A 12425-nucleotide genomic window follows, 5' to 3' on the forward strand; every position below is an offset into this window, starting at 1 on the left:
TTGAAAATAATTCCAACAATTGCCATCGTTTTCTAAAGCGTACCACTATATGTTTTCCCGAATCGATCATTGTCTTCTATATTTAGCAAGGATTCGTTCAACGACCATAAAAATGACTAGCAATAGCCAATTCCAAATAGTGATATCATAATTTTTAGAATATTTTTTATCCTTCTTTACCTCGAAAGACAAGGTTTGTAGCTCACTAGAATCCATTATTCTCAGATCATAGTCACTTGCTTTTTCCGTTACAACTTCATGTAAAGAAAGTAGCTCCAATAATTTTTCAGGTAGATGTTCAGTAATGATATTCTCGCTGTTGAGAGGTGCTGTCAAAAAGAATGTACTCTTTGAATCACCTTGTACAATTAACCGGTTTGCCAAAGAATCCGGTCGATAGAATATTGTATTTATAGAATTTTTTTTAAGCTTTTCCTTACTGAACCAAACCAAAGTGGCATAGGCCTCCAAATCCAAAGTATCAATTTCTTTGACACTGTTAATTTCGATAGGGCTATTCAGAAATTTACCTACTGCCCTGTAGGCCGACTTTAAATATTTTAATTCTGTAGTAAGGCTGTCATCAGCAACAATCAATACTTTCAATGGATTAGCAATTTTTAATGGAATCCAGTTTCCATTAACCAGGATACTATCTTTGGGATTGTTTACTCTAATTTCTTTATTGAGTTTAGAAATTCTTGTGGTATTGTATGTCATGCTTTTGCTATCACTAGCAATGGAAAGTAATTCAACACTATCCTTATGCATTGTAGCTTCAACCAGTGCCGTTGTATCTTCTGCAGTGTCCATGACCATCCAGTTGATACGTTGGTGGATCGTTGGTCTCATTCCGCGTATTCCCGAAACTAGACCTCTTGTAAATACAATAATACTATCTGTTGCTAAATTTTCCATTTCTTGGGCCATTTGCCAATACTTAGGAACATGGGTCTTTGCAGTTTGTATATTATAGTCCTCCACATTTGGAAAACCCTTTGCCATGACGCGTTGAGCATTTATAGGAACGCTATCGAGCAGCTGCTGCATACTTTTTAAATGGAGTAATTCAGGTTCTATAATGTAGGTAAGTGATTCTTTGTTATCCTTACTCTTAAAAATAGGCTCCCCAAGTATAAATACCAATAACGTAATCATCGCTATTCTAAGCAAAAGCAACCACCATTCGTTTGGACGGATACTGCTCGTGCGTTTAGGTTCCGATTCTTTTAGCAATTTAATGCTTCCTACCTTAATTGTCAGTACCTTTTTTCTATTCCATAAATGAATCACTATGGGAATAAAAATCCCCAGTAAAGCCCATAAATATGTAGGATTAAGAAAAGTCATTTTACATTAAAAAACTTCGTTGCTTTAAAAATAGTTGTAATGCTTCTCCCAAGGGTTCATCGAGTGTAAACAGTTGATATCCAATATTATTGGACAACAACATATCTTTAGTGGCACTCATCATCGTATTAAGTTCACTTAAATAAATGCTTTTTGCCTGTTTGGCTTCTACTTTTACTTTAGCGCCTGACTCCAAATCTTCAAAAACCACAAATCCTTTATAGTTGAATTGGAGTTCTTTTTTACCCATAATTTGCAAAACAACAACTTCGTTTCTCTTCGTCTTCAAACTTTTGATCATCCTAGTCAGTTCCGTATCATTTTCATACATATCTGTAATGAAAAACACCAATTCTTTTCGACTCCTATCATGAAATTGATCAAAATTGACTGTGCTTGATGGCCATATTCCATCACCTTTCAAATTGATAAGCTCATGTAAAAACCGCTTATATTGTTGTTTATGAACTTTCGGTTGAAGACTTATTAAGCGGTTTGTATTTAACGCATAAAGCCCAATGGCATCCCCTTGATCGTGAGCGAGGTGTGCCAATGATGCTACCATAACTTTTACATAATCTAATTTTGACAACCCATCCTCAGTATAGATCATTGATTTACTAGCATCAATTACAAACTTTACAGAAATATGCGTGTCGAGTTCAGATTGCTTTATATAATATCTCCCGGAACGCGCAAACATCTTCCAATCCAATAATCGCAAATCATCGCCAGATTCGTATCCTCTATATTGACTAAACTCATGTCCCACTCCTACCCTCCGACTTTTATTAAGACCAGAAAGATATCCATCAACAATAACCCTGGCAATCAAAGAAAGTCCAGAAATACTATTGATAATACTCGGTTTGAATAACTGTCTGTAATCTTTGTCCACTTAGCGTTTTACTTTAGAAGGGATATCTGTATTCATCAGTAAATGATCTGTCACCATGTCTGAGTTAATTCCCTCTGCTTCTGCTCTGAAATTAATAATTATTCGATGTCTTAATACGGGAAGTGCAACATGTTTTAAATCATCCAACGTTACAGACATGCGTCCAAATTGTAAAGCGCGGGCCTTCGCTGTAAGTATCATAGCCTGTCCTGCACGTGGTCCGGCACCCCAACTTACCCACTCCTGCACATATGCATTGGTTGTTGTTTCCGGTCTTGTAGATCGCACTATCGTGCTCACAAAATCAATAAGATCATCACTAATATATACTTCACGTACCAACTCCTGCAAGCGTAGAATTTCGGCCCCAGTAATCACCTTCTTAACGTTCTCCTTTTTTACTCCTGTGGTATTTTTCAATATACCTTTTTCTTCTGCAGCTGTAGGATATCCTATTTTAATGTAAAACAGAAAACGATCTTGCTGAGCTTCCGGTAAAGGAAATGTTCCCGACTGTTCAATAGGATTTTGGGTAGCCAACATAAAAAAAGGTCTGTCTAAAGCATAAGTCTTTCCTGAATAGGTGACTTCAAACTCTTGCATTGCTTCTAATAAGGCTGCTTGTGTCTTAGGTGGCGTTCTGTTAATTTCATCGGCAAGGATGATATTGGCAAAAATTGGCCCTTTATTAAATTGAAAGAATTTTTTTCCCGTTGTATGGTCTTCTTCCAAAATTTCGGTGCCTACAATATCAGAAGGCATTAGATCCGGAGTGAACTGAATGCGTTTAAATTTCAAATCAACAGCCTGGGACAAGGTTTTAATCATCAACGTTTTTGCAAGACCTGGAACCCCTTCCAACAAAGCATGCCCGCCCGCTAGAAAAGCAATAAGTAACTGCTCGATTGTTTCTTCCTGTCCTATAATGATTTTGCCAATTTCCTTTTTTACATCTGTAAGTTTGGCAGTCAATACTTCCAGCTCATTTTTTATTTCAATCAAATGTTTCTCCATCAATTATATCTTTTACGATGTAAGTGCATACATCACTATATTGACCCCAAAACGGGTATTATCTATTTTGTACCAACGTTTATTTCTAAAATCGTAATCCCACTCGCAACCATAGTCTTTATTGCTATAAAGAACCCCAATCCTCCCATTTATTTCTATGGCCTTTAAATATTCGTGAACCAAATCATCTCCCCATCCATTTAATTCCTGTGAAGTGGTTGGTGGTCCGTCTTCAAATTCAAAAAATATGGTATAAATCTCATGATTGTTTGGGATTTTTTTTAGGGCATCCTCCCCAAAAATATCATCCATTTGGCGTTCAAACGATTTTGCAAAAAGTCCATCGATATCATGGTTACAATCATCAACAAAAACAAACCCGCCATTAGTGATGTACTTTTTAAAATTCTCTTTTTCCTTCTTGGTGAATTGCACCAATTTATGACCAGAGAGGTAACAAAACGGACATTTGAAAATATCATCACTTGAAAGCGCAATAATATTTTCTTTGGTATCAACTGCAAGCGTAGTATACTCTACAAGCGAATTGAGCAGATTGGATGGCATACGTTGATCCACATCCCAATCCCCCGATTCATATTGTAACCTTGTAAAAAAAAAAGCATTTCCCACTAATCAATCCAATTTTAATTCCTCATTATATAAGACTATTGTGATAAGCATTGAAAGCAAAACGACATATAATATTTATTAAGTATTCAGGCATCATGACCCATGCAGAACATGGCGGTATTGACCCACAATAATATGCACTGATTTCAAATGGCAATAATATTACGAATGTCCTTATAATGTAGATTAATATAAAAATTGGTTGTTCTGATTTACTCAAAACAACCAATTATATTACTATTCTATGTGCTAAACTGCATCGGACAAGCTGGTAAATGTAAAATCTCTAATTTTCATATAGGGAATCAAATTACCTTCAACTCGAACCTGCTTACCCAGCGTTTCCAAATTATTGAGCATGATGATTGGGCTTTCATTAAATCTAAAGTTCTTTACCGGATATTTAATGGCACCATTCTCAATGTAAAAAGTACCGTCACGGGTTAATCCAGTGTAGAGCAGTGTTTGTGGATCAACTGATCTGATGTACCATAAGCGCGTAACCAAAATTCCCTTTTTAGTGCTTTTTATTAGATCTTCCAGTGAAGCATCACCTCCACCCATAATTAAATTACTAGGGTATGGAACTGGCTCAACTCCCTTTTTTTCTGCCCAAAAGCGGGTATAAGCAAGATTTTTTACAACCCCGTTCTTTATCCATTCCGTTTTCTTTAGAGGTTGTCCTTCTCCATTCCACGTTGCTACGGGAACTTCTGTATTTAATGGGTCAGACCAGAGATTTACCCGTTCGTCAACTATTTTATCCCCCATCTTCGTGCTCCCTTCTTTGGACATAAAACTACGTCCTTCATCGGCTTGCCGGGCATCAATTGCTCTTCCTAAGCCACTTAACAACCCCAAACCTGCAGAAGGTTCCAATATCACGGTATATTTCCCCGGCTCTATTGCTTTGGCTTCGCGTGACATAACCGATTTTGAGATGGCCACCTTAGAAGCCTCTGCGGCATCAAATTTAGTAACATCATTAAAATCTCTTGTGACCCATCCAGAGCCAGTACCATCATTGGTTCTCATGGTTACGGTAAACTCTAAATTGGTTGCCTTGTTGTATGCAAAAAGTCCTTTAGAATTGAGAATTGCCTCAAAACCTGCAGAATCATCTAAAAAGCCCGCAGCGGTAACATCACTTGCTACAGCAGGTTCTATACTGCTATTTGCCACATTTGCCCTATACTCCGGGGTTATGTTTGCAGTAGCTTCAACATAATTGATTGCCTTATCATAAACTTGTGGGCCTAATGGCTCCATAAACTCAGAATTTTCGGGAGATAGTTTGGCTAATTCTTCAGCTCTAGCCACCACTCTTTGTAAAGAGGCATCATCAAATTCATCTATTGTTGCAGTTCCTGATTTTTTACCAAAATTGGACTGAACAACTAAGGTCTGATTGGAGCGATGACCCGATGTGGAAACCGAATTTCTTGCATACCGAATATTACCACTTTCACTGCCTTGTAAGTTTATTACGCAAGCATCTGCCGTGGAAAAGCTCAATGCTTTTTCCATGATTTTTCTTGCTTCTTCTTCTGTATATATTGCCATTGTAATGAATATTAATAGTGAGACTAAGATTAAACGGTTCTACCTGTATTAATTACATTGATATTGTTGAACCTTGAGGTTGAACTACCATGGGAAACAGCGCTTACTTGGGAAGGCTGACCTTTACCGTCAAAAAATGAACCGAACATTCGGTAATCATCCTTATCACAGATTTTAACACAAGAATTCCAAAATTCTTGTGTATTGGATTGATAAGCCACATCATTCAACATTCCTACAATTTTTCCTTCTTTTATCTCATAAAATACCGTGCCTCCAAATTGAAAGTTGTATCGTTGCTGATCAATGGAATATGAACCTCTACCCGCTATATAAATTCCTTTTTCAACATCCTTGATCATCTCACTAACCGAGTAAGGATCTTTTCCTGCTTCCAATGAAATATTTGGCATTCTTTGGAATTGCACATCGTTCCAACTTTGCGCATAACAGCACCCATGGGATTCATTCTGATCGATCATTTTTACCTGATCACGAATTGCCTGATAATTCACTAAAACACCATTTCTAATAATATCCCATTGTTTACATTTAACCCCTTCATCATCATATCCTACAGCACCTAGGGATCCTACCTGTGTCTTATCTGCTACAATATTTACTATATCGCTGCCATATTTAAAATTACCGGATTTCCATTTATCAATGGTAGCAAAACTCGTACCTGCATAGTTAGCCTCATAGCCCAAAACGCGATCAAGTTCCGTAGGGTGTCCAACAGATTCGTGGATCGTAAGACCTAAATGGTTTGGTTCTAAGACTAGATCATATTTACCAGGTTCAACAGATTTTGCTGAAAGCATTTCCTTTGCTTGTTTGGCTGCTATAGTTGCGTCTTCTACCATATCATAACTATTACGGTAGAGGGTTAAACCGGCCGCACCAACTAATTTTTCTGAAGCCAGACCATCCATATATTCATATCCCATACCCATGGGACTACTCATAGCATCTCTGGTCTTGAATTTTCCTGCAGCTTGGTCTACCGCGGTAACTCCAAAAGTTGGCCAAATACGATGCACGTCTTGATCAATATAGGACCCCTCAGTGGAAGCAAAATATTTTTGTTCATTGACCATAAAGAGTCCTGAATTCACAAAGTTGGCACCATTATTCAGCGCAGCAGCATTTGCAGTAAGCAAAAGATCTACTTTTTCAGAAATAGGCACAGCTTTAAAGTCCTTTTTAATCGGTGTTTTCCATGAAACCTCACCATAAGAAGCCTCTGGTGCAAGAATTACCGGTTCCTTTTGAAATTTTGAATTAGCCTTTGCTATTGCAACAGCCTGTTGTGTGGCTTTTTTAATGCCCTCTTCAGAAACATCATTGGTTGATGCAAAACCCCATGTGCCATTCGCAATGACTCTTATGCCTATTCCGAACGACTCTGTGTTTACTACATTCTGCACCTTATCCTCGCGTGTAAAAACATATTGGTTAAGGTACCTTCCAATTCTAGCATCGGCATAAGTGGCTCCTAAAGACTTTGCCGTATTTAAGGCAACATCAGCCATTCTCTTTTTTACAATAATATCCATACCAGGCTCTAATAGCGCCTCAGCGTGAATATTATTACCCATCATTAAGTTAGGTATTAAAAGTGCTCCTGCCCCCAAGCTGGACAACTGCACAAAATTTCTTCTTTTCATGTTCTGTTGTTTTTGGTTATTTCAGGCCATGCCTGCAATATGTATAAACAGGTTTAGGTAAACATTAAATAATATATTTATACACAGACGCCTAGGGTACAAGATAAGTAAAAGGATTAATTTTTTAGAAGTGTGATTTACACCAATCAAAATATTATATAAACTTTAACAGTCTACATTTTGACTAAATAGGTGTTCAATGAATTCATCGAAGTATTTCAAATTAGCATTAAAGCTTATCAGAATTATTTAATGTAATCCAAGAAAAATCATGGTTACCCCTTCTCCTGAAATTTTATAATTCTTCCTTGGGACACTTAAAGTATTGCAGACGAGCAAGGAGGCTCAAAACTCTCAATGAAGGATTCCGTTAAGATTGTGGGCCATTGGGAGGAAATTGCCATGCATTACAACTAATTGAATACGGAATTAGAACAACTAAAGAGTGATGGACTGCATCACTCTTTAGCATTTAAGAAAATATGAAAATGGAGAATACTTAAACTATTAAACAAATAATAGGATCAGGGTCACCACAATACCTGCTAAAGAAAAAAGAACACCCTTTTTAAAAACTGTGGTTTTGGGCATAAACATCCAAAATGCCGAAATAACAAAGAACAATAAGGAGACTCCAAAAAAGATATTCAACCAATACACCGGACTATTGGTGGTGGCTTTGTGCAAGTGTTCCATTTTATCAAGGATCATTGGAAGTTCCTTTTTGGTATAGGTGGCCAAGCCTGTCTCTATATTATAGTTTCCTTTTTCAAAATAAAGGATATTTCCCTCTGTTTTTTGGGGCTTAAACCCTTTAATCTTTAGTTCAGAACCCACCTGCTCTACAGATAAATTTGGATTTAGCTCTTTCTCTACCACTACATCGTGTTTTAGAAAATCTGTATTGCGATAGATCATGATAATCCCACTAATGGCATACATCGCCATAATACCTGCTAGAAAAAATCCTAAATAACGATGGATGATTCGCATCCTTAACCCCGTTGTCATTCTCATTTTAAATCTTATTTAATATATCCCCTCCTTAATTTGGAAGATATTTTTATCATAGACTCCATATATACATAAAGGATTAATGGAGTCTTTATAGTTTTTTTTTGCAAATATAATAGTAAAGGCTCTTGTCCTCCTATATTTTGTTTACGATTGATGGTTTAGAATTTTTAACGCAACTATTTAAGATGAAGAAAAGGCAAATATTGTGGTACCAAACTTATATGAAATGTAAAATCTTTTGTGTCAAAACAAATTTCTTTTGTGCTACTCCCCATTTTTTTTGTGAGGTAATTTCATTAAAAATAAAATCTAAAAATTCTCAATATGAAAAATTTACAAGATCTTTTCGAACATCAGTTAAAAGACCTTTACAGTGCCGAATCCCAATTGATAAAAGCACTGCCCAAAATGGTCAAAAATGCCACTGACAAGAAACTAAAAAGCGCATTCGAAAGTCATCTAAAGGAGACAGAAGAACAAAAAACCACTTTAGAGGAAATTTGCAAGAAATTGGAGATTAAACCTGGAGGAGAAAAGTGCAAAGCCATGGCGGGACTTATTGAAGAGGCCGAAGGCTTTATTAAGGAAGCCGAAGGGGAAGAAGTAATGGATGCCGGACTTATCGCGGAAGCTCAACGGGTAGAACATTATGAAATTTCAGGATATGGTACGGCGGTTCGTTTTGCAAAGGAATTAGGACATAAGGAAATTGCAAAAATGCTTCAAAAAATCTTGGATCAAGAGTATAAAGCAGATGAGACCCTCGACGGTTTAGCCGAATCGAGATTGAATAAAAAAGCGATAGCTTAATTTCCATAAATTAATTGAGCATCATGGAAACATCAAAAAATGAAATCTACTCTGTAATTCGAGAAATTTTAAAAAAGAACAGGGATGCTGAAAAAGGGTTTGCCAAGGCTGCCGAAAATGCCAAGGATGCCCGATTACAGACCTTTTTCAGAAAAAAATCGGGGGAGCGCCAAGAGTTCAACGCTAGATTACTCTCAGAAATTCAAACGGCATATTCCGAATTTGATGCTACCGGGTCGTTTTCAGGAACAATTCACAGAACATGGATGGATGTGAAAACATTATTTTCAGCTGACGATGACGAGTCCATGTTGGAGGAGTCTATTAGAGGTGATAAGGCGGCAGTTGAAGAGTACGATGATGTTTTGGATTACAAGCACCTTCCTGCCGGTCTTCGGTTTCTATTGAACGAACAACGAGAAAAAATCCTAATGGATATTTCTAAAAATCAAAGATTGGAAGACTTGAGCGAAGCCCTATAGTCTTATGTAGAGGTTTTGGGAAAGAGTTGGTGTTCCCACTTTTAGAATGCCGTTCAGAATCTGAACGGCATTTCTTAAATTAAGCAGTCCAATAGGTCCCTCTCTATTATTACATCTTCTATTCCTAAACAGGATTTGGAGAATCCCAATGAACCCTCGGTGCAAATAGAAAAGTGAAGGCTGGCGCCCTGCCACTTTTTTTATATCCCCTCGTTAACCAAAACTTCGTTTTGAAACTCGCTAGCCATAACAGGATTTGGAGAATCCCAATGAACCCTCAGTGCAAATAGAAAAGTGAAGGCTGGCGCCCTACCACTTTTTTATATCCCCTCGTTAACCAAAACTTCGTTTTGAAACTCGTTGAAATAAAAAAAGTGATTTGCAAATGCAAATCACTTTTCTGCTTGGTCGGGATGACAGGATTTGAACCTGCGACCCCACGCCCCCCAGGCGTGTACGCTACCGGGCTGCGCTACATCCCGAAATAATCCTAATTATTAAAAAGGCAAACATCTTTTACCTCAATAAGCGTGCAAATATAAGACTAATTAATATAAAATAAAATGGTAAACAACATCATTGTGAAAACTGTTACTTTTATGATTATTGTTCTGTTTAAAAAACTAGAGTTAGGTTAAATGAGAGTAATACAAGCAAAAAACAACACCTTGTAACCACATAATCGCCTGATGACTGATGGTTTTTTTATAGAATATGATATAAATTGATTAAATTTAAATAGCTGACTGATTACGATACCCCAACGCAATAAAGTAATTATGAGATATTCAATCTATTATAAGATTTTGGTACTTTTTATCATTTTTTGGATTTCTCCAGTAAATGGGCAATTTTTCCAAACATCTTCTGCCCAAATTTCCTTTTTTTCCAAAACCCCTTTAGAAGATATTAAGGCTAAATCCCCCGAAGGTATATCTGTCATAAATAGTAGTACTGGAGAAATTTTATTTAAAATTGACATTAGATCATTTCAATTTAAAAAGTCATTAATGCAAGAACATTTCAACGAAAATTATATGGAAAGTGAAAAATACCCCACTGCTGAATTTAAGGGTATAAGTATGGTTCCTATAGATATAACTTCGATTGATAATCAGGAGGTTGTATTCAAAGGCGACTTCACAGTTCATGGAGTAACAAAAGAACGGGAGTTAAAGACAACCATTAAATTAATTGATGGCAACACTTTGGTATTAGAATCAGATTTTCAAGTCAAATGTGAGGATCATAATATTAAAATACCCAGAATACTATGGCAAAATATTGCTGAAATTATTGATGTCAATGTCAATGCAACTTATCAAATCGTTTCAAAATGAAAAATTTATATTTATTCATATTTATCATTGCTTTCAATTGCTCCAGTGCCCAGGATATTGATAGTGTAATGGACCAAATTTCAACTGAAAAGGACTACAAAATTCAGGCTACATTCAAAAGCCCTAAATTAGTCCTACTTGAAACAAATGAAACCCAGAAAGCCAAAAATCTCGCCTTTTGGGTGGGACATAGATTTGGTGATATCGGTGGAGATTTTGGTGGTTCACATACCTTATTTGGCCTTGATGTAGCTACCGATCTTTATTTGGGTTTCGATTATGGCATAACTGATGACCTTACAATTGGGATAGGCAGAAGTAAGTTCAATGAAACTTATAACACATTGGTTAAATATCGCTTGGTATCGCAGAAAGAAGAGACTTTTCCCATTTCGATTACATTATTTGAACAGAGCAGTTTTATTACTAGAGAACCATTTTTCAACAATGAATTCTCCAATGGGTCTGACCGGATTTCTCATTTTTTTCAGGCTATTTTTGCTAGGAAATTTAGTCCCTCTGTTTCATTTTTGGTAAGTCCAGGCTACTTAATTAGAACTGAAGATCAGATAGAGGATGTAGGAGACACTAAGAATCTATTTTCTATTGGGATTGGAGGAAGGGTAAAAGTATTTAAGCGAATTTCCCTAATAGCCGATTACACAATTGTAAATGGATTGAGTAGACCTGATGATTTGTCCACATCTTACTATAATCCATTAGGGATTGGTATAGAATTAGAAACAGGCGGACATGTTTTTAGCCTTAATTTTCAAAATTCCCAATATATCACTACAAACAACTTTATACCGAACACTACTAAAAGTTGGTCCGATGGGGGTGTTCGATTTGGTTTTGCAATATCAAGAAACTTTAATCTTGGACCTAAAGAAATAGATTAGTATTAATTCATTAAAATCAAATACCATGAGACGAGAAGAGTTTATAAATTCAATGGGAGCAGGAGTCCTACTGGTTTGTTCGGGTTCTTGTATGTTGGCCAGCTGTAGCTCGGGTGATGAGAGTCCAACTGTTGATCCGCCCGGAAATGGTGGTGGACCTACAATGGTAAGTATTGCCATTTCTAGCATAGCTAATATAGGTGACCAGACTAAAAAAAGTTCGATCTTATTTTTTAGAATTGGATCTGGAAATACACCTAGTGATTTTGTGGCCACAGAGGCTGTTTGTCCACATCAAGGTGGTTCCTTGGTCTGGGAACAAAACAATGGAATCATTGAATGCCAGCTACATTTTGCACAATACACCCCAAATGGTGCAATAGTTCAGGGGCCCCAAAATACTACAGGAAATACCAGAGAATTAAAGGTATATCCCATAACTATTAGTGGAGATACTTTAACTGCAACTTTAAGTTAAAGCTGCTTTGCCATCCTAAATCCCTTGTCCTTATGTGTATCATAATCGGACATAAATTCCTATGAATTATTTGGTGGCGCCTTACTAGATGCAGACCTAAATTGTATGCCCTTTAGTTAGGGTTTCCTTTCTCCATAACACTAGTACTGTACATCAACTAACAATATTCTGTTAAAAGAACTGTTATATAAATTATATGCGAATTTTTACAGCAACTGTAATCTTTAGCATTAGGATAACTGAATAAATTTCCTTTCCTATATTTTTT

12 protein-coding genes and 1 tRNA gene are annotated in these 12425 nt (G+C 36.7%); 5 read left to right on the forward strand and 8 right to left on the reverse strand.

What is annotated here, in order from left to right:
- Positions 1 to 66: 66 nt before the first annotated feature.
- The 7 genes from ABXZ32_RS00855 to ABXZ32_RS00885 all read right to left on the reverse strand — a co-directional run bounded on the left by ABXZ32_RS00855 (position 67) and on the right by ABXZ32_RS00885 (position 8145).
- Positions 67 to 1350, reverse strand: coding sequence for a BatA domain-containing protein (locus tag ABXZ32_RS00855; protein WP_354616802.1), 1284 nt, complete (start codon positions 1348 to 1350; stop codon positions 67 to 69).
- 1 nt (position 1351) lies between these two features.
- Entirely contained in the window at positions 1352 to 2248 is an 897-nt protein-coding gene (locus tag ABXZ32_RS00860) for a DUF58 domain-containing protein (protein ID WP_354616803.1), read from the reverse strand.
- Positions 2249 to 3262 carry an AAA family ATPase gene (locus ABXZ32_RS00865; protein WP_354616804.1) on the reverse strand — a complete coding sequence of 338 codons (1014 nt, stop codon included), beginning with the start codon at positions 3260 to 3262 and terminating at the stop codon, positions 2249 to 2251.
- Between the two features lie 12 nt (positions 3263 to 3274).
- Positions 3275 to 3895, reverse strand: a complete 621-nt coding sequence (locus ABXZ32_RS00870; RefSeq protein WP_354616805.1) for a DUF4159 domain-containing protein — start codon at positions 3893 to 3895, stop codon at positions 3275 to 3277.
- A 249-nt stretch (positions 3896 to 4144) separates the two neighbouring features.
- Positions 4145 to 5458 carry a TldD/PmbA family protein gene (locus ABXZ32_RS00875; RefSeq protein ID WP_354616806.1) on the reverse strand — a complete coding sequence of 438 codons (1314 nt, stop codon included), beginning with the start codon at positions 5456 to 5458 and terminating at the stop codon, positions 4145 to 4147.
- A gap of 29 nt (positions 5459 to 5487) precedes the next feature.
- Positions 5488 to 7128 carry a TldD/PmbA family protein gene (locus tag ABXZ32_RS00880; protein ID WP_354616807.1) on the reverse strand — a complete coding sequence of 547 codons (1641 nt, stop codon included), beginning with the start codon at positions 7126 to 7128 and terminating at the stop codon, positions 5488 to 5490.
- A gap of 507 nt (positions 7129 to 7635) precedes the next feature.
- Positions 7636 to 8145: a hypothetical protein gene (locus ABXZ32_RS00885; RefSeq protein WP_354616808.1), complete on the reverse strand. Its 510-nt coding sequence runs from the start codon at positions 8143 to 8145 to the stop codon at positions 7636 to 7638.
- A 324-nt stretch (positions 8146 to 8469) separates the two neighbouring features.
- Here ABXZ32_RS00885 and ABXZ32_RS00890 point away from each other — a divergent pair, with 324 nt between their 5' ends.
- Positions 8470 to 8955, forward strand: coding sequence for a YciE/YciF ferroxidase family protein (locus ABXZ32_RS00890; protein ID WP_354616809.1), 486 nt, complete (start codon positions 8470 to 8472; stop codon positions 8953 to 8955).
- Between the two features lie 23 nt (positions 8956 to 8978).
- Positions 8979 to 9437, forward strand: coding sequence for a ferritin-like domain-containing protein (locus tag ABXZ32_RS00895; protein WP_354616810.1), 459 nt, complete (start codon positions 8979 to 8981; stop codon positions 9435 to 9437).
- A gap of 405 nt (positions 9438 to 9842) precedes the next feature.
- Here the strand turns inward: ABXZ32_RS00895 and ABXZ32_RS00900 are convergent.
- Positions 9843 to 9919 (reverse strand) — tRNA-Pro (locus ABXZ32_RS00900).
- Positions 9920 to 10216: 297 nt separating this feature from the next.
- Here ABXZ32_RS00900 and ABXZ32_RS00905 point away from each other — a divergent pair.
- The 3 genes from ABXZ32_RS00905 to ABXZ32_RS00915 are packed head-to-tail and all read left to right on the forward strand — an operon-like array spanning position 10217 to position 12157.
- Positions 10217 to 10777, forward strand: coding sequence for a YceI family protein (locus ABXZ32_RS00905; protein ID WP_354616811.1), 561 nt, complete (start codon positions 10217 to 10219; stop codon positions 10775 to 10777).
- Positions 10774 to 11679 (forward strand): DUF5777 family beta-barrel protein, encoded by a 906-nt coding sequence (locus ABXZ32_RS00910; RefSeq protein ID WP_354616812.1) that lies wholly within the window; start codon positions 10774 to 10776, stop codon positions 11677 to 11679. Before ABXZ32_RS00905 ends, ABXZ32_RS00910 begins: the two co-directional genes overlap by 4 nt.
- A 25-nt stretch (positions 11680 to 11704) precedes the next feature.
- On the forward strand, positions 11705 to 12157 hold the full coding sequence (locus ABXZ32_RS00915; protein ID WP_354616813.1) for a QcrA and Rieske domain-containing protein: 453 nt from the start codon (positions 11705 to 11707) through the stop codon (positions 12155 to 12157).
- The last annotated feature ends 268 nt before the right edge of the window (positions 12158 to 12425 follow it).

The sequence above is a fragment of the Sediminicola luteus genome, assembly GCF_040566555.1.
GTDB lineage: Bacteria > Bacteroidota > Bacteroidia > Flavobacteriales > Flavobacteriaceae > Sediminicola.

Excerpts from the sequence above, each read along its gene's own strand:
- ABXZ32_RS00855 (WP_354616802.1), bottom strand. The coding sequence starts at position 1,350 with ATGACTTTTCTTAATCCTACATATTTATGGGCTTTACTGGGGATTTTT.
- ABXZ32_RS00865 (WP_354616804.1), bottom strand. The coding sequence starts at position 3,262 with ATGGAGAAACATTTGATTGAAATAAAAAATGAGCTGGAAGTATTGACT.
- ABXZ32_RS00875 (WP_354616806.1), bottom strand. The coding sequence starts at position 5,458 with ATGGCAATATATACAGAAGAAGAAGCAAGAAAAATCATGGAAAAAGCA.
- ABXZ32_RS00880 (WP_354616807.1), bottom strand. The coding sequence starts at position 7,128 with ATGAAAAGAAGAAATTTTGTGCAGTTGTCCAGCTTGGGGGCAGGAGCA.
- ABXZ32_RS00885 (WP_354616808.1), bottom strand. The coding sequence starts at position 8,145 with ATGAGAATGACAACGGGGTTAAGGATGCGAATCATCCATCGTTATTTA.
- ABXZ32_RS00890 (WP_354616809.1), top strand. The coding sequence starts at position 8,470 with ATGAAAAATTTACAAGATCTTTTCGAACATCAGTTAAAAGACCTTTAC.
- ABXZ32_RS00895 (WP_354616810.1), top strand. The coding sequence starts at position 8,979 with ATGGAAACATCAAAAAATGAAATCTACTCTGTAATTCGAGAAATTTTA.
- ABXZ32_RS00905 (WP_354616811.1), top strand. The coding sequence starts at position 10,217 with ATGAGATATTCAATCTATTATAAGATTTTGGTACTTTTTATCATTTTT.
- ABXZ32_RS00910 (WP_354616812.1), top strand. The coding sequence starts at position 10,774 with ATGAAAAATTTATATTTATTCATATTTATCATTGCTTTCAATTGCTCC.
- ABXZ32_RS00915 (WP_354616813.1), top strand. The coding sequence starts at position 11,705 with ATGAGACGAGAAGAGTTTATAAATTCAATGGGAGCAGGAGTCCTACTG.